Below are 21,476 nucleotides of genomic sequence, written 5' to 3' on the forward strand. Positions count from 1 at the left end.
TCTGCTGGGGGCCAATCGGCCGCAACTCCATGCGCTGGTTCGGGAACTGGGCGCCGAACACCCCAAGTTCCACTGCAAAAATTATCGGGGACAAGCCTCGGCTTACATTGTGGAAACCCTGCAAACCGTCTTCCACTACTTTTTCGGCACCGGTAATTTTGAAGAATGCCTCACGGGTGTGGTGAACCAGGGTGGAGACGCCGACACCACCGGTGCCATCGCCGGCATGATCGCTGGCGCCTTCTATGCCGACGATGCTTTCCCCCGCCATTGGGTGAAAAAACTCGACCCGACGGTCAGGGCAGAGACACATGCCCTGACGCAGCGACTGGTGCTGCTTTCGCCGCTTGGGAGCGGGGCAAAAGGCTGAGCTTTTCTTCCTGCCAATGTAAAAAACCATGAAAATCCACTGAAGTTCCACGCGATTGATGCATTTTGTTATACTTCAAAGAAAATCGATAGACGTCCAAAAAAAATAAAAACCCGTGGAAAAATAACCATCTACCCATGATACCGGATTCCAGCGCCCGGGATTCAGGTAAAAATCAGTATTCAAGCGGTTTATAATACCTAAACTTTTGTATTGACAATCCGGTCAAAACCCCTATTATCAGCGCCTGATTTTTCCCTGACCGGCATTTTTGCCCGAACCACGGAGCGTGTTTTGAATATCGGAGAAAAACTCAAGCGGCTCAGGATGATCAACTCGCTCACCCAGGAAGAGCTTGGCAACCGCGCCGACCTGACCAAGGGCTATATCTCCCAACTGGAGAACGATGCCGCCTGTCCGTCCATCGCCACATTGAAGGATATCCTCGATGTGTTCGGTGTAAGCATGCAGGAGTTTTTCACCGATCCCGTCGATGCCGATGTGGTGTTCGGCGCCGGGCACCGTGTACAACCGGCTGGCACCGGCGACGCGGTGAAGGTGGAGCTGCTGGTCCCCGGCGCCCAGAACCGCGAGATGGATCCGGCCCTGGTAACGCTGGAACCCGGCGCCGAGATGGAGGAACAGGATATTCACGAAGGCGAAGAGTTCGGCTTCGTGCTGCTGGGCCGCATTCAGGTGCGCCTCGACGATAAAGCTTACACGGTGAAAAAAAACGAATGCTTCTTCTTCACCTCGGATCGGCGGCATGCGGTCAGAAACATCGGCAAGGGGCCGGCGAAAATTTTATGGGTCGTGACTCCGCCAACCTTTGACTACAAAGGGAAATAACAGAGTCCCGGCTTCCATGGCACACCGGGAGACAGGGCAAGCATCTCGATGACTCCAGGATCTTATACTTTTTACCCGCTGAATGGCTTCAGGCTCTTAAACCAAAAAGGATAAAATCATGAGCAAAGTGCTGATTATCGGTGCAGGTGGTGTCGGACGTGTCGTAACCCACAAATGTGCCCAGGCCAAAAATGTGTTCAGCGCTATCACGCTGGCTTCCCGGACCAGGTCCAAGTGCGATGCCATTGCCGCGGAGATCCCCGATTTTCCCATCAAAACCGCGCAGGTCGATGCGGACAATGTCCCCGAACTGGTGACTCTGATCAAACAGGAGCAGCCGCAGCTGGTTCTCAACGTGGCCCTGCCCTACCAGGACCTGACCATCATGGATGCCTGCCTGGAGACGGGGGTCGATTACCTCGACACCGCCAACTACGAGCCGCTGGAGACCGCCAAGTTCGAGTACAGCTGGCAGTGGGCCTACCATGACCGGTTCAGGGAAAAAGGCCTGATGGCGCTGCTCGGCAGCGGCTTCGACCCGGGCGTGACCAACGTCTATACCGCCCAGGCCGCCAGGAAATACCTCGATGAAATCCACGAAATCGACATCATCGACGCCAACGCCGGCAGCCACGGCCAGCCCTTTGCCACCAATTTCAACCCGGAGATCAATATCCGCGAGGTGACCGCCCCCTGCCGTCACTGGGAAAACGGCGACTGGGTCGAAACCGCGCCGCTGTCCACCAGGCGCAGCTTCGATTTTCCCGAAGGTATCGGGCCGATGAACATCTACCGCATGTATCATGAGGAGATGGAGTCGCTGGTCAAGCATATCCCGACCATCAAGAAAGCCCAATTCTGGATGACCTTTTCCGACAACTATCTCAAGCACCTGGAGGTGCTGCAGAACGTCGGCATGACCCGCATCGACGAGGTCGAATTCCAGGGACAGAAGATCGTCCCCCTGCAGTTTCTCAAGGCGGTGCTGCCCGACCCCGGCAGCCTCGGCCCGCTGACCAAGGGACGCACCTGCATCGGCGTCATCGCCCGCGGCATCAAGGACGGCAAGCGCAAACAGGTCTATATCTACAACATCTGCGATCATGAAGCCTGCTTCAAAGAAGTCAACTCCCAGGCCATCAGCTACACCACCGGCGTACCGGCCGCCGTCGGCGCCATGATGATGCTGACCGGCAAATGGCGAGGCGAAGGGGTCTTTAACATGGAGCAGTTCGATCCGGAGCCGTTCCTCGAAACCCTCGCCCCCATGGGGCTGCCAACCGTGGTCATCGACGGCGGCGAATGGCCGGAGCTTTAAATCAGTTATCAGCTGTAAGCTGCAAACTTCTGAAACGAGGCCATTGTGACCGGCATCGACATTCCCAAAATTCTGGAGCTGGCACCCTCCCCGGCTTACGTGATCGATCTGGGCCGGCTGCGCCATAACCTGGAGATCCTCGACCGGGTGCAGCGGCGCAGCGGCGCCAAAATCCTGCTGGCCCTCAAGGCCTTTGCACTGTGGAGGGTGTTTCCGCTGATCCGGCAGACCCTGCACGGGGTCTGCGCCAGCTCGCCATGGGAAGCACGACTTGGCCGGGAGGAGTTTGGCCGCGAGGTACACAGTTTCGCCGCCGCTTTCAAGCAAAGCGACGTGGTTGAACTGCTGGGCATCTCCAACCATCTGGTGTTCAATTCCTTTGCCCAGCTGGAGCGGTTCCGCCCGCTGTGGAAAAAACACAAAGGTAGTGTTTCCATCGGACTGCGCATCAATCCGGAGCACTCCGAAGGGCACACCGCCATCTACGACCCCTGTGCCCCCGGTTCACGTCTCGGTATCCCGCGGTCGGCCTTCGAGGGCCAGTCCCTTGACGGGGTGGACGGGCTGCATTTCCACACCCTGTGCGAGCAGCTCTTCGAACCACTGGCCCGCACGGCAGCGGTCGTGGAAGACAAGTTCGGCTGTTTTCTGCCGGGCATGAAATGGTTCAACTTCGGCGGCGGCCATCATATCACCCGCGAGGGCTACGATATCGACGGCCTGGTCGAGCTGATCAGGCACTTCCGGGGCAAATACGGGGTGGAAGTATACCTGGAGCCCGGCGAAGCCATCGCCATCGGCACCGGCCTGCTGGTCAGTGAAGTGCTGGACGTGGTGCACAATCAGGTCTCCACGGCGATCCTCGATGTTTCCGCCACCTGTCACATGCCGGATGTGCTGGAGATGCCCTACCGCCCCGGCATCCACGGCGGCTTCGACGCCGGGGAACAACCCTTTACCTACCGTCTCGGCGGCCCTTCCTGCCTGGCGGGGGACGTGATCGGCGACTGGTCTTTCAACACCCCCCTGGCGCCGGGGCAACGTCTTGCGTTTCTCGACATGGCCCATTACACCATGGTGAAAACCACGACATTCAACGGTATCCAGCATCCGCACATCTGCACCTACGAACCGGAAACGGGCCAGCTCGAGGTGCTGCGCAGTTTTGTTTACGAGGATTTCAAAAACCGTCTGGCCTGAAAAGGGCTTCCCGGTTATCTCGTATCCATCCGGAAACTCCGGATGGATACAGCGTAGTTTTCATATGGGAAACGAGCAATTTTTCGTTGTGGCAAGGAAATCAAGGGGTTGCGCGGAGGCGTACATCGGTACGCCGCACAAGCAAGCCTGCGGATTGACGCCGCCACGGCGGAAAAGGTCCGTTTCCGGATGAAAACTATCTCACGATTTTGGTTTGCCGAGGAAGGGCGATCCTTCCAGTTTTTCCATCAACAACCCGACGGGTGACGCCTATGAAACGCTGGTCGATCAAGGACTCCGCAAAAATCTACAACCTGCCAAACTGGGGGGATGATTTTTTTTCCATTAACAAAAAGGGGAACATGTGCGTCCACCCTTCGCCGAATTCCAAGTATTCCATCGACTTGCGGGCTCTGGTCGACGATCTGATCAAGCGCAACATCAAACCGCCGATCCTGCTGCGCTTCATGGACGTGCTGCAGGGGCGTATTGCCGCCATCAACCGCGCGTTCAAAAACGCCATCGCCGAATATGAATATCCCGCCGCCTACCAGACCTTTTTCCCCATCAAGGTCAACCAGCAGCGCCAGGTAGTGGAGGCCATCGCCCAGTTCGGCAAGAAACACAACATGGGACTGGAAGTCGGTTCCAAACCGGAACTGGTGGCGGCCATCTCTTTCGCCACCGGGGAAAACATTCCGCTGATCTGCAACGGCTACAAGGACAACGACTTTATCGAAATGGTGCTGTACGCCACCCGCATCGGATACGACGTCACCATCGTGGTCGAGAAGCTGTTCGAACTGGAGCGCATCATCGCCCTGTCCAAGCAGTCGGGCATCGTCCCCAAGCTCGGCATCCGCGTGAAACTCTCCTCCAAGGGAATCGGCAAATGGTCGACCTCGGGCGGCGATGAGGCCAAATTCGGTCTGAAAATCTCGGAACTGCTGGCCGCGGTCGATATTCTCAAGCAGCACGGCATGCTCGATACGGTGAAGCTGCTGCATTTCCACATCGGCAGCCAGATCACCAAAATCGACAAGATCAAGAACGCCCTCATCGAGGGGACCCGCATCTACGTCGAAATGCGCAAGATGGGTGTCGGTCTCGAATACCTCGATATCGGCGGCGGCATGGGGGTCGATTACGACGGTTCCAAGTCGAGCGATTTTTCCAGCGCCAACTATACCATCGACGAATACGCCAACGATGTCGTCTACCAGGTGAAAAATATCTGCGACGAAGCGGGCGTGAAGTGCCCGAACATCATCTCCGAATCGGGGCGGGCCACTGTCGCTCACTATTCGGTGCTGGTAACCAATATTCTCAACACCAACACCCAGAACGCGCTGCCCGACTTCGAGGAAGCGCTGGCCAAGACGGAAAACCTGTCGCCGACGGTCAAAAAGCTGGTGGATATCTACCAGAGCCTCGACCGCCATTCGCTGCGGGTCGATTACCACGACACCATCCAGTTGATCCAGGAAGCCGGCAGCCTGTTCAATCTCGGCTACCTGAACCTGCACGACCGGGCGCTGGCCGAGTGGCTTTGCAGCAAGATTTTCATCAAAATCAGCGGCATCGTGGATCGCCTCAAAAACGTACCGGACGAATTCCAGGAATTCCAGCTGAGCCTGCGTCAGACCTATTTCGCCAATTTTTCGCTGTTCCAGTCCCTTCCGGATTCCTGGGCCATTGACCAGCTGTTCCCGATTGTGCCGATCCAGCGTCTCAGCCAAAAGCCCGAGGTCATGGCCTCCATCGCCGACATCACCTGCGATTCCGACGGCGAGATCACCAGTTTCGTCGGTGAAAACGGCCGCGCCGAGTTTCTGCCGATTCACAAAATCGAGGCCGGCGAGGATTACTATATCGGCTTTTTCCTGATCGGCGCCTACCAGGAGATCCTCGGCGACCTGCACAACCTGTTCGGTGACACCAATGCGGTCCATGTCACCTTCAACCGCAAGACCAACTACAAGATCGACACGGTGATCAGCGGCGACGCCACCTGGGAAAGCCTCAAATACGTTCAGTACAAAGGCCCCGAGATCCTCAAACACGTGCGCGACACCCTGGAAAAAGGCGTCGCCTCGCGCAAGATATCCTTTGAGGAAACCAGCCATTTCCTCGAACTGCTCGACAAGGCGCTGGTATCCTACACCTATCTGGGCAGCATCTGACCGTAACACGCCGCCCGCCTGGATCGCGAAAAAACCCCGCCCGTGCATCAATGGGCGGGGTTTTTTGTCCGGTTTGCGGCCGATTGCCGACCAAGAATCTGCAACTGCCTGCAAACACGGTTTTTTTTTGGGATGTCCGAGCTGCCGATTCTGCACAAGCTTTAACCACCGCCCTTAAAAAGTCGGCAATCTTTCTCCCCGGAACAGTTGAAAAGAGCCGTATTCCGGCACGGCATTCTTGGCACGCCCCCTGCAAAAAGGAAAAGCAAAGCAGACGGCACAACGACGTGTTTTCGGCTTTGCGGCAACGACGCCCCATTCTGGAAGAAGACCTCTTCCGATTGGGGCTTTTTGTTTTTCAGGCTTTTGCGCGGGACGGTCATTCCTTCGTCCGGAGTTGACGCCGGCAGCATTACCCGCCCCGCACCTGCCACAACCCGACCCCAATGGAGGTTTCATCATGACAAAGAAAATCAGACAGCTCGCAATCTACGGCAAGGGCGGCATCGGCAAATCAACCACTACCCAGAATACCGTCGCCGGCCTCGCTTCCCTCGGTAAAAAGGTCATGATTGTCGGCTGCGACCCCAAAGCCGATTCCACCCGCCTGATGCTGCATGCCAAGGCCCAGGAAACGGTCATGGACAAGGTCCGTGAGCTGGGCACCGTCGAGGACCTGGAACTGGACGATGTACTGAGAGCCGGTTACGCAGGCGTTAAGTGCGTCGAATCCGGCGGCCCGGAACCGGGTGTCGGTTGCGCCGGCCGCGGTGTCATCACCGCCATCAACTTCCTGGAAGAGGAAGGGGCCTATACCGAAGACCTCGATTACGTATTTTACGACGTCCTCGGCGACGTTGTCTGCGGCGGCTTCGCCATGCCGATCCGCGAGAACAAGGCCCAGGAAATCTACATCGTGGTCTCCGGCGAAATGATGGCCATGTACGCCGCCAACAACATCTGCAAGGGCATTGTCAAGTATGCCGCCTCCGGCAGCGTACGTCTCGGCGGCCTGATCTGCAACTCCCGCAATACCGACAAGGAAGCCGATCTGATCGAAGCCCTGGCTGCCAGGCTCGGCACCCAGATGATTCACTTCGTGCCCCGCGACAACCAGGTACAACGCGCCGAACTGCGCCGCATGACGGTCATCGAGTATTCCCCCGAGCATCCGCAGGCCAACGAATACCGGGAACTGGCCCGCAAGATCGACGAAAACAAAATGCTGGTGGTGCCGACGCCCCTGACCATGGATGAATTGGAAGGACTGCTGATGGAATTCGGCATTATCGAGGAAGAAGACGAAGCCATTATCGGCAAAGCCGAATCGGCCTGACAAACAATAACGGACGGGAAAGGCGGTCCCCGACCGGACCGCCGCCGCCTTTTTCAGACATCAGCACAGGAGTTAATCATGGACAAGGACCATACAGCCGTCAAGGTGCCCCTCGATGGCATCCAAAAGCAGACAACGGAAGAGCTGATCGACCGGACCCTCGAACTCTATCCGGAAAAAGCCCGCAACAAGCGCGCCCCCCACATGGCGGCCAACGATCCCGGCGTCCAAGGCTGCAGCGTCAAATCCAACCGCAAGACCGTGCCCGGCGTAATGAGCGCCCGCGGTTGCGCCTACGCTGGCGCCAAAGGCGTGGTATGGGGACCGATCCGGGATATGACCCATGTTTCCCACGGTCCGGTCGGCTGCGGCTACTACAGCTGGGGCACCCGCCGCAATCTGGTGGACGGTCACCAGGGTGTGGACGTGTTCAGCGCCATGCAGTTCACCTCCGATTTTCAGGAAAAGGACGTTGTCTACGGCGGCGACAAAAAACTCGCGGTCATCTGCAGGGAAATCAGGGAACTGTTCCCCCTGGCCAAAGGTATTTCGGTTCTATCCGAATGCCCCGTCGGCCTGATCGGTGACGACATCAACGCGGTCGCCAAAAAATCCTGCCAGGAACTGAATCTGCCAGTGATTCCATGCAATTGCGAAGGTTTTCGTGGCGTCAGCCAGTCGCTGGGGCACCATATTTCCAATGACAGCATCCGCGACTTCGTCATCGGCACCCGCGAATTCGATGATGAGCCGGGACCTTACGATATCGCCCTGATCGGGGACTACAATATCGGCGGTGACGCCTGGGCCTCCAGAAAGATCCTGGAAGAACTCGGCCTGCGGGTACGGGCCATCTGGACCGGTGACGGGCAGATCGAACATATCGCCGCCACCCATCAGGTGAAACTGAACCTCATCCACTGCTACCGCTCCATGAACTACATGGCCAAGGTCATGGAAGAACGCTACGGCATCCCCTGGATGGAATTCAACTTCTTCGGTCCGACCAAGATCGCCGCCAGCCTGCGCGCCATTGCCGCCCGTTTCGACCGGACGATCCAGGACAACGCTGAAAAGATCATCGAAAAATACACGCCGATGATGCAGGCGATCGTCGACGAGTACCGCCCGCGCCTCGAAGGCAAACGCGCCCTGCTGTTCGTCGGCGGTCTGCGGCCCCGTCACACCATCGGAGCCTATGAAGACCTCGGGCTGGAAATCGTCGGCACCGGCTATGAATTCGCCCACAACGACGACTATGAGCGCACCTACGAAGAGATGGCCCGAGGCACCCTGATTTTCGACGACGCCTCGGAAATCGAGCTGGAAAAATGGGCTAGGGAGTACAAGGTCGATCTGGTGGGCAGCGGCATCAAGGAAAAGTACGTGTTCCAGAAAGCCGGCATCCCCTTCCGGCAGATGCACAGCTGGGATTATTCCGGCCCGTACCACGGCTATGAAGGTTTCCCGATCTTCGCCCGGGACATCGACATGGCCATCAACAGCCCGACCTGGGGCCTGGTCAAGGCGCCGTTTTAAGAACCGCTCGAAGCAAACGGGATGGCACCTCACGCAGCTCTCGCTACCTCGTTTTCATCCGAAAACTTCGGATGAAAACTACCTCGTATCCATCTGGAAACTCCGGATGGATGCAGCGTAGTTTTCATATGGGAAACGAGCAATTTTTCGTTGTGGCAAGGAAATCAAGGGGTTGCGCGGAGGCGTACATCGGTACGCCGCACAAGCAAGCCTGCGGATTGACGCCGCCACGGCGGAAAAGGGCCGTTTCCGGATGAAAACTACCTCGCTGCTCACTTCAACACAGGACAGGAGTATTCACCATGAGCGAAACTTGCGCCGTTAAAAAAGTAACCGAAAACACACCGGAAGAGGTGGCTCGGGTTGAAGAATGGATCAATTCGGAAGACTACCGGGAAAAAAACTTCGCCCGCGAAGCCGTCGTCATCAATCCGGTCCATGCCTGCCAGCCCCTCGGCGCCCAACTGGTCGCCCACGGTTTTGAAGGCACCCTGCCTTACGTGCACGGTTCCCAGGGGTGCGCGTCCTACTACCGCAGTGCCCTGACCCGCCACTTCCGCGAGCCGGCGGCCGCGGTATCGAGCGCCATGACCGAGGACGGCGCGGTGTTCGGCGGTCAGAACAACCTGCACGAAGGCCTGGAAAACGCCCTGAAACTGTATGCGCCGAAGATGATTGCCATTTTCACCTCCTGCATGCCGGAAATCATCGGCGACGACCTGAACGCCTTTATCACCAATGCGCGCAACGCCGGGATCGTCGCCAGGGATTACCCTCTGCCCTACGCCAACACGCCGAGCTTCAACGGCACCCACATCCACGGCTACGACGCGATGCTCAAATCGGTCCTGTCGTGTCTGTCCGCCGACAAAAAGGTGGAAGGCAAGGACAATGGGAAACTCAATCTGATCCCCGGGTTCGACTGCAACACCGGCAATTATCGGGAATACAAGCGTATCTGTCAGGAAATGGGCATCGAGGTTACCGTGCTGGCCGACATCAGCGAATCCTTCGACTCGCCCCTGGACGGCACCTACCGCCCCTACCCCGGCGGCACGCCCCTGGACGAGGCCGCCGATGCGCTGAACGCCCACGCCACCCTTTCACTGCAGAAGCATGCCACCACGGAAACCATCAAGTGGTTCAAGGAGCAGACCGATGCCCCGGTGGAAGTAATGCCATCGCCCATCGGCATCGCCAATACCGACGCCTTTCTGATGAACCTCGCCGAACGGTTCGGCAAGCCCGTAGCGCCGACCCTCAAGGCCGAACGGGGCCGTGCGGTGGATGCCATGACCGACGCCCACCAGTATCTGCACAACAAAAAATTCGCCCTCTGGGGCGATCCTGATTTTTTGGCGGGCATGATCGCCTTTCTGCTCGAAATGGGGGCACGGCCCTACCACGTCGTCTGCAGTCGTGGCAGCAAGAAGGTCGGCAAATACCTGCAGGCGCTGCTCGACAAATCCCCTTACGGCCAAGGTTGCAAGCTCTGGATGAACAAGGATCTGTGGCACCTGCGCAGTCTGGTGATGACCGATCCCGTCGATGCCCTGATCGGCTGCACGCACGGCAAATTCATTACCCGCGATGCCGGCATTCCCCTGATCCGCGTCGGCTTCCCGATTCTGGACCGGGTCAACCTGCACCGTGTGCCGTATATCGGCTATCAAGGTGCCATCAACCTGCTGACCGCTATCGCCAACAGCTTTCTGGACGAGGTCGACCGCAACTGCGAAGACAAGCATTTTGAAATGATGCGCTAACAGGGTGTTCTTCACCAATCCGCCAAACAAAGTCCTGCCGGCGGATGTTGCGGCACTATCGCCGCTGTGAAGCAGAGAGGGATCGTCATGAAAATCGCGTTCGCCACGTCGGACAACCAAAGCATCGACCAGCATTTTGGCTGGTCCACACAATTTGCCGTCTGGGAAGTCGGCGCCGATGAGTCACGTTTTTTGAGCATGGTCGACATTGAACCCGCTTCGGACCATGAAGACGACAAAATCGATGCCCGGCTGAAACGACTCGCTGATTGCACCATTGTCTATGTAACCGAGATTGGCGGGCCCGCCGCCGCACGCCTGGTGGCCAACAGAATCCATCCGGTCAAAAGCAGGGGGCACGAAACGATTCGAGAAGTTATCGGCCGGATTCAGGCGGTTCTGGCCAACAACCCTCCCCCCTGGCTGCGACAAGCGATGCAGAAATAATGCTATGCCGCGATGCCCTCGCAACGTCTTTGCGCCTGATCCGGAAAAAACCCTTGGAGGAGAACCACTCATGGCTCATTACACCGGAAAAACCCGAGACGGCAGTCCCTGGACTCCGACCTTCGTGGAAAAGATCGACGATGAAAAATGTCTCGGCTGCGGCCGCTGCTACAAGGCCTGCTCGCGCAATGTGCTTGGCTTCCACGAAGTCGATGAAGAGGATTCCGCCCGCATGTTCATGTACGTGGACAATCCCGGCAACTGCATCGGGTGCGCCGCCTGCGGCGTGACCTGTCCCAAAAAGGCTTTTTCTTTCAAACCACTGGAGCTCTGATCGCGCAGTTGCCAAAAAAAAACCGGGAGGGGCTACCAATAGCCTGATGTCCATTCCCAACCCCTGATGGACATCGAACAGTTCGCATCGGCAGGCGGCGCCAGGATGTGCCCGGCTGCATAACGGCAACGAGGCCCGGCGGCATTGTCCGCCCGGGCCTTCATCCAGCAGTTTTCGACGGTTTGCCGGCAATCCCGGCGAGCCTGAAAGGAGAAACACCATGTCCGCCAAGACCTGCTCCGAAAAAGATCGTCATGCCGCCGGTCACCCCTGCTTCGGTGCCGGACATCAGAACAACGCCCGTATCCATCTGCCCGTGGCGCCGGGATGCAATATCCGCTGCGGATTCTGCGAACGCCGCTTCGATTGCGCCAACGAAAACCGCCCCGGTGTCACCAGCCGCGTCCTCTCGCCGCAGCAGGCCCTTGACCGGGTCCGCGCTTTACTGGGCCATCCCGAAGTCGGCGCCAGGCTGAAGGTTGTAGGCATCGCCGGCCCCGGTGACCCGCTGGCGAACGAAAATACCTTCGAAACCTTCCGCCTGGTCAAAGCGGCGTATCCCCATCTGCAACTGTGTCTTTCCACCAACGGCCTGCTGCTGGCCGAACGCCTGGATGCCCTGCGCAGCCTTGGCGTCGGCAGCGTCACCGTCACCATGAACGCCATCACCCCGGCGACCGGTGCCAGAATCTACCAGAGCGTCAGACTGGACGGCATCGTGCTGCACGGCGAGGCAGGCGCATCGACCCTGCTCGATGCCCAGATCAACGGCATCCAGGCCGCCTCCCGGGCCGGCATGCTGGTCAAGGTCAACAGTGTCTACATCCCAGGCGTCAACGATCACGAGACCCTGCCGTTGGCCCGCACCGCCAAACGCTGCGGTGCCGACATGATGAACATTCTGCCGCTTATTCCCCAGGGGATTTTCCGTGAATGTCCGGCACCAACTCCGACCCGCATGGCCCTGGTGCGCGACCAGGCCGAGCATATCCTGCCGCAGGCGCGACATTGCAGGCAATGCCGTGCCGATGCGGCAGGCATGCTGGGTGGGGATATCGACCTGTCGTATCTCGAAGAGACGCCCCGGCGCCATGCCGTGGTTTCCGAGAGCGGCGACAGCCAAACGCATAATCATCCGGGATTTTTAACCATGCCACAATAATCGGCTTGCAAAGCCACCAACGCCCAATTTATCGGCAAGCACGGAAAACACAAAAAACTTTTATCCTGTTTTCAATAAGTTACCCATGGCATACCGATTGCAAAATCATTTGCTAGCTTCCAGCAACGGTGCCGTAACAGGCACTGCGGCCCGCGGCCTGGATGTTGGAACCCCTCATCTGACCAAACGAGGCGCCATGCAAACCTGCCCCCTTCCCGACATCATTATCGACGACACAACCCTGCGCGATGGCGAACAGACGGCGGGAGTGGTTTTTTCACTGGAAGAGAAAAGAACCATCGCCCGCCTGCTGGATGACATCGGTGTGCACGAGATCGAATGCGGCATCCCGGCCATGGGGCGGCACGAACAGCATTGCGTCAGGGCGCTGCTCGGCCTTGGCCTGAAGGCCCGGCTGATCACCTGGAACCGGGCGCTGGTGGAGGATATCCGTGCCTCGCTGGCATGCGGAGCGACGGCGGTCGATATTTCCCTGCCGGTTTCGGACCTGCATATCCGTCACAAGCTGCGCAAGGACCGCAACTGGGTACGCGAACAGCTCAAACGGGCGCTTGGCTTCGCCAAGCAACACAATCTGTACGTTAGCGTCGGAGCCGAAGACGCCAGTCGTGCGGATTTGGACTATCTGGTTGAACTGATGCAGCTGGCCCGCGGCATGGGCGCGGATCGTTTCCGTTTCTGCGACACCCTTGGTTTGCTCGACCCCTTCGGCACTTTCGAAAAAATCCGTTACCTGCGCCAGCGCGTGGAGATCGACATTGAAGTGCATACGCACAACGATCTCGGCATGGCCACCGCCAATGCCATCGCCGGGGCCCGGGCTGGCGCCCGATTTATCAACACGACCGTCAACGGCCTCGGAGAACGGGCCGGCAACGCCGCCCTGGAAGAAGTGGTGATGGGGCTCAAGCATGCCTGCGGCCTGCCGTGCACCATCGATACCAGCCGCTTCGTGGAGATATCCCGCTACGTCGCTGCGGCCAGCCGGCATCCGCTGCCGGCCTGGAAACCGATCGTAGGGGAAAACGCCTTCGCCCACGAATCGGGTCTGCACGTGGACGGCGTGCTGAAGGATCCAGGCACTTACGAACCCTTTGAGCCGGGCGAGGTCGGTTCGAGCCGCCGCTTGATTCTGGGCAAACACACCGGCCGGCACGGGCTGGCGGCGCACATGCGGGGGCTGGGACTCGACCCGTCCGCGGTCTGCCTTGCAACGCTTCTGCTTCGGGTGCGCGCCGTATCCCAACGGTGCAAACGCCCCGTGGAAGACCCGGAACTTGAAGCTCTGTATTGCGCTCTGGCCGGGCAGACCGGCGGGAAGTGAAGCCTGTCAGGACTTGTTATGTGATACGGCGGAGGGCAGCAGTTCAAACCACTATCGGCAAGGAGCAAACCATGAATGCGTTGAGTGTCGCGAAAAAACTGGAAAAAGATGCGTCCGAGCTTTACGGCCGACTCGCCCGCAAAACCGGGGCCGCCAGCCTGCGAGCGCTGATCGCCGACCTGGCTGCGGACCATGAGATGCGCTACCGCACCCTCGAAACCCAGACCGGCAACGGCGCCTGCGACGGTGATATATCCCGAAACCTGAGCCGTCTCGCAAAACACCTGACAGGTCGGCTTCTGGCCCTGCAATGCGATGAAAACCGACGCGATGCCGAAACCTCCATCCGAGCCATTATGGAACTGGAATCGATGAACACCGAGTTCTATCGCGAGTTGTGCAATACGGCCCCGGGCAGCGCCATGCAGGATCTGCTGCGGCAGTTATTCAACCATGAACAGCATGATTGCTTCATGATCGAGGCGTTTTACGAGTTCATCAACGCCCCCAACGAATATCTGGCGGATGCCGAATTCAGCAACTTCGATGAATTTCACCAGTTCGGCCGCCAGATCGGCTGATCATTCAACAATCTCCGGCACGTTTCGCGGCGGAGAGGGAGCGCACAGGTGGCCGATACGCAGCAGCAGGACGAGCTGGCTCTGATCCGTCCGGAAATACGTGATTGGGGCGCCTTTTTTTTCTGGGCGCAGGCCGAATACTGGCAGGTTCTGCCAGCGGAGGCGGCGCTGTTTCGAGGCCCCCTGGCCGACTGGGCATTCGCGCTGAGATCCCGGGATCAGACCTGCGGCTTCGCCACCGCCGTGCCCTATGCGGATTTTGCCTGGATCGGCAACCTGATCATTGCCCCGGAAAAACGTGGCATGGGCCTTGGCCGCCACCTGTTTGACCAGGTATGCGACAAACTCCGTCGCAGCGGCATCCAGAGCCTGTGGCTGACGGCATCGGAGCAGGGACGCCCCCTGTACGCATCGCGGGGATTTCGGCCATGTGACCGCATCGAGCGCTGGCAGATGTTCATACCGCCCCTCCAACACTGCAGCGCCCCTGTGCTGCCAACGGATCTGGAGCACCTGTACAGGATGGACCGCCGCGTCTGGGGTACGGACCGCCGCCTGATCCTTCAGTATCTGGCCACCGGCGGCCGCATCATCCGTACCGGGAACAGCATCGCCCTGCTCCAGAACTACGGATCGCTAAAAGTACTCGGGCCCTGGCTGTCCAGGGAACATTCGCCCCGCGAGCATGCCGCCGTCATCCGCACCGCCATCCGCGCCGCAGGCGGCGGCACCCTTCACATCGACGTGCTCGCTTCGACGGGAGCCGCCGCCCTGCTGGCAGAGTGCGGCTTTACCCGCAGCGGCTGCGGCACCCTGATGGTGGCCTGCGACGGCGCCGCCTGCCCCCCCAAACAGGCCGTGGCGCTTGCCAGCCTCGGCAGCCTCGGCTGAAAAACGCCTCGTTGTTCCCACCCTGCGAAAGCGACCTGCAAAGTGCCGGCACTGCGCTATACTGTTGGCCATGAATCCGTTTCTGACCTGTCTTGCAATCCTGTGTCTGGGGGGCTGCGCCGCCATTGATCTTGCCGCGGTGGAACGCTCCGCAAGCCGGGCTTTGCCGCCGTCCGACAGCACCGCACTGGCAAGGCAGTACAGCTCCTCTTTGGTACAGCACCCTGATCATTCAGCGTTTCAACTGGTTGACAACGGCCTGCAGGCCCTCGCCATGCGCCTGCAGCTTGCCGCGCGGGCCGAACAAACCCTCGATCTGCAATACTACATCCTGCGCAGCGACCTCAGCGGCCTGCTGCTGCTGGATCAGCTTCTGCAGGCAGCCGATCGCGGGGTTCGCATCCGTCTGCTGCTTGACGATCTGCACTTCGACCAGAGCGCCCTTCACCTTGCCGCCCTTGATACCCACCCCGGGGTGGAGGTGCGGGTCATCAACCCCTTTGTGTTCCGCCACACCCCGGTTTTAGGCCGTCTGGTCGATGCGCTGTACGATTTCAGCCGCGTGCAGAGGCGCATGCACAACAAGGTCTTTATCGCCGACAATACGGTGGCCATTGTCGGCGGCCGCAACCTGGGCGACGAGTACTTCGAGGCTCATCCCCGCATCGACCTGCGCGACATCGACCTGTGGACCCTCGGTCCGGTAGTGCCGCGACTTTCCGCCAGTTTCGACGCCTACTGGAATTTCGACAAATCGGTGCCAGTGACGGCCCTCGGTATCCATCCCACCGGCAATACCCCCTTGCAGGATCTGCGGATGCAGCTCGACGATCACCGCCGGCGGCCTGCTGTCGTCGCCTATCTCGAAGAACTTGCCGCCACGCCTCCCGACGTACCGGTCATCTGGGCCCGGGGCCAGGTTCTGGCCGATTTCCCCTGCAAACTCTCACCCGGTCAACCCGATTGCGCCAGTCTGCATTTCGACCGTTTTCATGCCCTGTTCCGGGAAACCGAATCGGAACTCCTGATCATCTCGCCCTATTTTATTCCCGGCAAGGACGGCATCGCCCTGTTTCGGCAACTGAAGCAGCAGGGGGTTGAAGTGAGGGTTCTGACCAATTCCTACGCAGCCACGGATTTGAAAATCGTACAGGCGGGATACAATCGTTACCGTCGGCCCCTGCTGGAGGAACAGATTGCATTGTTCGAATTCAAGAGGACCTTTCCGCCCCCGGAGACACGCAAGGATCGGCTGGCACTGACAGGTTCGTCCCAGGCCTGCATGCACGCCAAGGCCTACGTCATGGACCGTCGGCGCGTCTTCATCGGTTCCTTCAATCACGATCCGCGTTCAGCGGCATTGAATACGGAGGTGGGCATTCTGGTGGACAGTCCCGAACTCGCCAGCCGGGTCGCTGCCCTGTTCGCGCATTATACAATGCCGCACAACAGCTACCGGCTGCAGCTGATCCCCGGTAAAAAGGGCGGGAAAAACCTGGTCTGGCATACCGTGGATAACGGGCAGGCGAGAGCTTATCATCAGGAACCGCTCACCACCTGGTGGCAACACCTGAAAAATGCCCTGTTGTCCGTGTTTGCCCCCGAAGATCTGCTGTAGATGAGGCCGGGCACGAAAACCACACCGGCAGAACCCTGACGGATAAGCAAACGCCGTGCTCAGATGATGGAATCGGTGATCCGCGCGTCGAATACGCGCTGGCTTTTTCTTTCCGAACGGGGCAGGCTGCCGTAGGCGACCAGTTCGACTTCCGGCGTGACCAGCAACTGCCGCTTGAACTGATGCAGCAACTCCCCGATCAGCGCCCGATCCCCTGCATCGGATACACCCTGCCCCCGTTCCACGACCAGTTTCAGCGAATCGCGGCCACGCTCTTCATCCCGGGAAAGATGGATCTGATATTCAGAGCCGAGGCCGCCAATCGTGGAAAGAATGCTGTCGATGCTGGAGGGGTAAATATTGACGCCGCGAAAGATAAAGGTATCGTCCGTACGCCCCAGAATGCGTGAATGGCGCGGCATCAGGCTGCCGCAGGAACAGCGGCCAGGAAGGATGCGAGTGACATCCCGGGTGCGGTAGCGGATCAGGGGCGCGGCCTGTTTGCACAGGGTGGTGACCACCATTTCACCCCATTCGCCGGGGGGCACGGGCCGCAGTGTCTCGGGGTCGACGATTTCGACGATATAGTAATCGCCCCAGTAATGGATGCAGTCATGATGGGAGCATTCGATGCCGGTTCCAGGACCGTACAGTTCCGTCAGGCCGGTGATATCGAACAGTTCCGCGCCGCCGAACAGCTGGGAAATCTTCTGACGCATGGACACCGAGGAACGTTCCGAACCGTAGATAATCTTTTTGACGTTGATCTTGTCGGCGATGCCTCGATGGTGAATCTCCTCGGCCATCAGCAGCGCCATGGAAGCGGTACAACAGAATACGGTCGGCTGGAAATCGATCAGAAACTGGCACTGCAGATCGACGTTGCCAGGACCGATGGGCACCGCCAGTGCGCCAATCTTTTCACAGCCGGACTGAAACCCCATGCCCGCCGTCCAGACCCCGTACCCGACCGCGATCTGCACCCGGTCTTCGGCCGTCACGCCAGCCATCTGGTAGCAGCGCGCAAAAAAGTGACACCAGTCATCCAGATCCTGCTGGGTATAACACAGAACCTTGCGCTTGCCGGTGGTGCCGCTGCTGGCATGCACCCGCACGATCTGCTCGAAAGGCACGCTCCGCAAGGGGAAAGGATAGCCGTCGCGCAAATCGTCGGCAGTGGTAAAAGGCAGTCGCTCCAGGTCCGCGAGACTGTGAATGTCGTCAGGGCGAATGCCGGCCCTGTCCAGCCGCGCGCGGTAAAATTCCGATCCCTGCCAGGCATGCCGGATGGTCCATTGCAGCCCTTTGAGCTGGTGGGAGAGCAGTTGTTGTTCGTTCTGAAAATCCGGCATGAAGTTTTGATTCATGGCATATCCGATCTTTTCTTGCAGCTGGGAATGAAAACTGCCTGGCGTGCCAGAACGGCAGTTTCAATATCCGAAGTCGAAACCAAGCCGAAATGCGGCCAGATTAGCCGCCGCGAATGGTCCCCGGGACAGGTTCCGGATGACCCGTTCCATCGCTTCCGGGGAACAGAACCATGGCGTGCGGCGCACCGCATGCCCAAGCAGAATGAGATTGGCCAGTACCGGGTTGCCCTGGCGCCGCGCCAGAGCCGAGGCATCGATGGCCGCATCGATGTCCGCGGCCGGGCTGTTCACCACCATCCGGCCGCCTGGCTTGAGCAGGCAGCGGTGCACCTCAAGGTTGCCGGCATGCAGAAACAGGCCGACATCCGCCTGACCACGACGCAGCAACGGGCTGCGGAAATCCCCGATCTTGATCATGGAGATGACGGTGCCGCCACGCTGCGCCATGCCGTGGGTTTCCGAGGTCAATACCTGCAGGTGCGCCTCCACCGCCGCCTGGGCGATGACACGGGTCGCAAACAGCACCCCCTGCCCACCCATGCCGCTGACAAACAGCTGCCGGTTCATGCACATGGCTCCTCCTTGCGGATGGCTTGACGGGGGCAGACCTTCTGACAGACACCGCAACCGACACACAGATCCTGATCGATATCCACCCTGCCGCCAGCGTCATCGAAAAACAGCGCCGGACACTCGAAAGCCTGGAGACAATACCGGCAGCCATTGCAATCGTCCCCCACCGACATGCAAAAGCGGGGCTGGTCGTGCCGCGCCTGTTTGTCCATGAGACAGGGGTGGCGGGCGATAATCACCGCCGGACCGCCGTCTTCACCGCGGCAGAAAGCATCGGCCTGTTTCAGCTGCCCGGCCAGCATGTCGGTATCATAAGGGTCGCACACCTCCAGGAACCGCACGCCGCAGGCCCGTACCAGATCTTCGATAAGGACGCGGGGAGTGGCACGGCCATCGGCCCGCAGCCCCAGATGAGGGCTGGGCTGGTGACCGGTCATGGCGGTGGTGGCGTTATCCAGCACCACGACGATGATGCGCGCCTGCTGGATGACCGTATTGATCAGCGCCGGGATGCCGGCATGAAAAAAAGTCGAATCGCCAATGGTGGCGACAATGGCCGGAACCTCCCCGCCGTCCTGCGCATAGGCCTGATAAAAACCGGCGGCCTGGCTGATGCAGGCTCCCATGCAATGCACCGTATCGACGGCGCCAAGGTTCAGGCCCAGGGTATAGCAGCCGATATCGCTGGGGAAGATGCCCCCGGGAAACACCTTCTTGATGACATGGAAGGCGGCCCGGTGCCCGCAACCGGCGCACAGGGCCGGCCGTTTGTCGCGTCCGGCCGGTGCGGCGTCCCCGGCGGATGACGGCTGCAGGCCGAAAAAATCTTCCAGCGCCGGCAGCATGGCGTCGGGCAGCAGTTCGCCATGCGCCGGCAGCAGCCGGGAACCGCGGCCGGCGGCGCCGGGATGGGCCAACTGCTGCTGAATGACGGGATAGGTCTCCTCCAGGATCAGAACTGTGTCGTAGCGGTCGCGCAGAGCATCGATAAATGGCCGGTGCAGCGGATAAGGCAGCAATACCTGATAAACATCGACCTTGCCCAGAAGCTGCATGTCGGCGAGCAGATCACAGGCGTTGGCAAAAGCGATCCCGGACGCGACCACACAGCGCCCGGCGAAGGAGCCGTCGCCGGCGAGCAGCCGTGGAGCGACTTGTGGATCCCGGGCGATGCGATCGATCTTGTCGTTGAGCTGCTGATGCAGGGCCGGCAGGAACGCCGGGGTCGCCGCCCAGCGCGATGGATCGCGGACGAAATCCGCCCGGCGACCGAGCGCAAGGGGTTCGGCCTGCCCGACATTCTGACGGGCGTGACAGATGCGCGTGGTAGGGCGCAGCATGACCGGCAGCCGATAGCGTTCGGACAAGGCATACCCCAGGGCCACCATGTCGCGGGCTTCGGCGGGACTGGAAGGATCCAGCACCGGCACCCGGGCAAAATGGGCGAAGAAGCGCGAATCCTGCTCGTTCTGGGAGCTGTGCGGCCCGGGGTCGTCGGCCACCACCAGCAGCAGTCCGCCCACCACGCCCAGGTAAGCGGCGCGCATGAAGGGGTCGGCGGCCACGTTCAGGCCTACCTGTTTCATGATCGCCGCCGCACGCTTGCCGGTATAGCTGGCCGCCAGGGCAACCTCGAAAGCGATTTTTTCGTTGAGCGACCATTCCACATGCAACGCCGCCCCGAGTTGCGGCTGCAGGCGGACAAGGGCGGTCATGGTTTCGGTGGAAGGCGTGCCCGGATAGGCCGCGGCCACCGCGCAACCGGCCTCCACAAGGCCGCGGGCAATGGCCTCGTTGCCCATCAACAGAGTCTGTTTGCTGAATTCGGTCATAGGATTCCCGGCTGGAAATTTGTATTCGTCACGGTTAAGCCAACAAATCCGTGGCAGCATAACCCGGCGCCGGCCGGTTTGAAAAGAGCAAAAATTTGTTCGCAAGGATCCCGACCTTGACCTGCGCAGGCTTTGGCGCGATACTTAACGCCTTTGTGAATAACCGCCTTTGGTGCAGCGGCATACACCGGGCACCGGGTCAGGATGACGGGTTGAATCCCCACATCCGAAAATCCGTAGAGGCGGGGACCTTTTATTTATCCATAACGAGCAACGAACCCAAGGAAAACCCATGTCATCAAGTCGCTTCGTCATTACCGTCATCGGTCTGGACCGTGTTGGCATCGTCGCCGGCATCACCCGCGTCATGGCCGAATACAGTGTCAATATCGCCGATATCCGGCAGACCATCATGAACGATCTTTTCACCATGCTGATGCTGGCGGAAGTAAAATCGGACAATTTCGATCTGACGGCCTTTCAGGAAGCGATGTCGGCCATCGGCAAGGAACTGGGCGTACAGGTCATCGTCCAGCACGAAGACGCCTTCCGTTTCATGCACAGGATCTGAGGAGGCCGCCGATGCTCATCCATCCGCAAGAAATTCTCGAAACCATCAACATGGTGACCCACGAGCACCTCGACATCCGCACCGTCACCATGGGCATCAACCTGCGCGGCTGCTGCCATCCCGACATCGCCACCATCAATCAACAGATCTACGACCGGATCATGCGGTGTGCCGAAAAACTGGTGCGTACC

Annotated in this window: 20 protein-coding genes; 17 read left to right on the forward strand and 3 right to left on the reverse strand. The window is 59.4% G+C overall.

Features of this window, described 5'->3' with window-relative positions:
• The 15 genes from AB7E65_RS06015 to AB7E65_RS06085 form a co-directional block, all read left to right on the forward strand.
• Positions 1–370 (forward strand): ADP-ribosylglycohydrolase family protein (locus tag AB7E65_RS06015; RefSeq protein WP_428745453.1); only part of this gene is annotated, 370 nt, incomplete at its 5' end.
• Between the two features lie 294 nt (positions 371–664).
• Positions 665–1,219, forward strand: coding sequence for a helix-turn-helix domain-containing protein (locus AB7E65_RS06020; protein ID WP_072287296.1), 555 nt, complete (start codon positions 665–667; stop codon positions 1,217–1,219).
• Positions 1,220–1,337: 118 nt separating this feature from the next.
• Positions 1,338–2,537, forward strand: coding sequence for a saccharopine dehydrogenase C-terminal domain-containing protein (locus AB7E65_RS06025; protein WP_428745454.1), 1,200 nt, complete (start codon positions 1,338–1,340; stop codon positions 2,535–2,537).
• A 45-nt stretch (positions 2,538–2,582) separates the two neighbouring features.
• Positions 2,583–3,737, forward strand: coding sequence for a carboxynorspermidine decarboxylase (gene nspC / locus AB7E65_RS06030; protein WP_428745455.1), 1,155 nt, complete (start codon positions 2,583–2,585; stop codon positions 3,735–3,737).
• Between the two features lie 272 nt (positions 3,738–4,009).
• Positions 4,010–5,920 (forward strand): biosynthetic arginine decarboxylase, encoded by a 1,911-nt coding sequence (gene speA / locus AB7E65_RS06035; protein WP_072287293.1) that lies wholly within the window; start codon positions 4,010–4,012, stop codon positions 5,918–5,920.
• Between the two features lie 472 nt (positions 5,921–6,392).
• A complete protein-coding gene (gene nifH, locus AB7E65_RS06040; protein ID WP_072288136.1) occupies positions 6,393–7,256 on the forward strand; it encodes a nitrogenase iron protein in 864 nt (287 codons plus the stop codon).
• Between the two features lie 78 nt (positions 7,257–7,334).
• Positions 7,335–8,795, forward strand: a complete 1,461-nt coding sequence (gene nifD, locus AB7E65_RS06045) for a nitrogenase molybdenum-iron protein alpha chain (RefSeq protein ID WP_428745456.1) — start codon at positions 7,335–7,337, stop codon at positions 8,793–8,795.
• A gap of 302 nt (positions 8,796–9,097) precedes the next feature.
• On the forward strand, positions 9,098–10,561 hold the full coding sequence (gene nifK, locus AB7E65_RS06050) for a nitrogenase molybdenum-iron protein subunit beta (protein ID WP_072287290.1): 1,464 nt from the start codon (positions 9,098–9,100) through the stop codon (positions 10,559–10,561).
• An 87-nt stretch (positions 10,562–10,648) separates the two neighbouring features.
• The gene (nifX, locus tag AB7E65_RS06055; protein WP_428745457.1) at positions 10,649–11,008 is read left to right on the forward strand and encodes a nitrogen fixation protein NifX; all 360 of its coding nucleotides are present in this window, start codon (positions 10,649–10,651) and stop codon (positions 11,006–11,008) included.
• Between the two features lie 70 nt (positions 11,009–11,078).
• The gene (gene fdxB / locus AB7E65_RS06060; RefSeq protein ID WP_072287288.1) at positions 11,079–11,342 is read left to right on the forward strand and encodes a ferredoxin III, nif-specific; all 264 of its coding nucleotides are present in this window, start codon (positions 11,079–11,081) and stop codon (positions 11,340–11,342) included.
• A 220-nt stretch (positions 11,343–11,562) separates the two neighbouring features.
• Complete coding sequence (locus AB7E65_RS06065) at positions 11,563–12,504, forward strand: radical SAM protein (RefSeq protein WP_428745458.1); 942 nt, start codon at positions 11,563–11,565, stop codon at positions 12,502–12,504.
• Between the two features lie 196 nt (positions 12,505–12,700).
• Positions 12,701–13,849, forward strand: coding sequence for a homocitrate synthase (gene nifV / locus AB7E65_RS06070; protein ID WP_320361616.1), 1,149 nt, complete (start codon positions 12,701–12,703; stop codon positions 13,847–13,849).
• A 71-nt stretch (positions 13,850–13,920) separates the two neighbouring features.
• Positions 13,921–14,430, forward strand: a complete 510-nt coding sequence (locus tag AB7E65_RS06075) for a hypothetical protein (protein WP_072287287.1) — start codon at positions 13,921–13,923, stop codon at positions 14,428–14,430.
• Positions 14,431–14,478: 48 nt separating this feature from the next.
• Positions 14,479–15,321 (forward strand): GNAT family N-acetyltransferase, encoded by an 843-nt coding sequence (locus tag AB7E65_RS06080; RefSeq protein WP_428745459.1) that lies wholly within the window; start codon positions 14,479–14,481, stop codon positions 15,319–15,321.
• A 70-nt stretch (positions 15,322–15,391) separates the two neighbouring features.
• Positions 15,392–16,939: a phospholipase D family protein gene (locus AB7E65_RS06085; RefSeq protein ID WP_428745460.1), complete on the forward strand. Its 1,548-nt coding sequence runs from the start codon at positions 15,392–15,394 to the stop codon at positions 16,937–16,939.
• A gap of 59 nt (positions 16,940–16,998) precedes the next feature.
• On the opposite strand, the gene AB7E65_RS06090 is transcribed toward AB7E65_RS06085, so the two are convergent.
• The 3 genes from AB7E65_RS06090 to AB7E65_RS06100 form a co-directional block, all read right to left on the reverse strand.
• On the reverse strand, positions 16,999–18,306 hold the full coding sequence (locus AB7E65_RS06090) for a phenylacetate--CoA ligase family protein (protein WP_072287284.1): 1,308 nt from the start codon (positions 18,304–18,306) through the stop codon (positions 16,999–17,001).
• Positions 18,307–18,369: 63 nt separating this feature from the next.
• Positions 18,370–18,876, reverse strand: a complete 507-nt coding sequence (locus AB7E65_RS06095) for an indolepyruvate oxidoreductase subunit beta (RefSeq protein WP_083558865.1) — start codon at positions 18,874–18,876, stop codon at positions 18,370–18,372.
• Positions 18,873–20,714 carry a thiamine pyrophosphate-dependent enzyme gene (locus tag AB7E65_RS06100; protein ID WP_428745461.1) on the reverse strand — a complete coding sequence of 614 codons (1,842 nt, stop codon included), beginning with the start codon at positions 20,712–20,714 and terminating at the stop codon, positions 18,873–18,875. The genes AB7E65_RS06095 and AB7E65_RS06100 overlap by 4 nt, the downstream gene beginning before the upstream one ends.
• 292 nt (positions 20,715–21,006) lie before the next feature.
• Between AB7E65_RS06100 and AB7E65_RS06105 the strand changes: the two genes are divergently transcribed.
• Complete coding sequence (locus tag AB7E65_RS06105; RefSeq protein ID WP_072287280.1) at positions 21,007–21,285, forward strand: ACT domain-containing protein; 279 nt, start codon at positions 21,007–21,009, stop codon at positions 21,283–21,285.
• Between the two features lie 11 nt (positions 21,286–21,296).
• Positions 21,297–21,476: DUF711 family protein (locus AB7E65_RS06110; RefSeq protein WP_428745462.1), on the forward strand; the 180-nt coding region annotated here is incomplete at its 3' end.

The sequence above is a fragment of the Syntrophotalea sp. genome, assembly GCF_050253115.1.
Lineage (GTDB): Bacteria > Desulfobacterota > Desulfuromonadia > Desulfuromonadales > Syntrophotaleaceae > Syntrophotalea > Syntrophotalea acetylenica.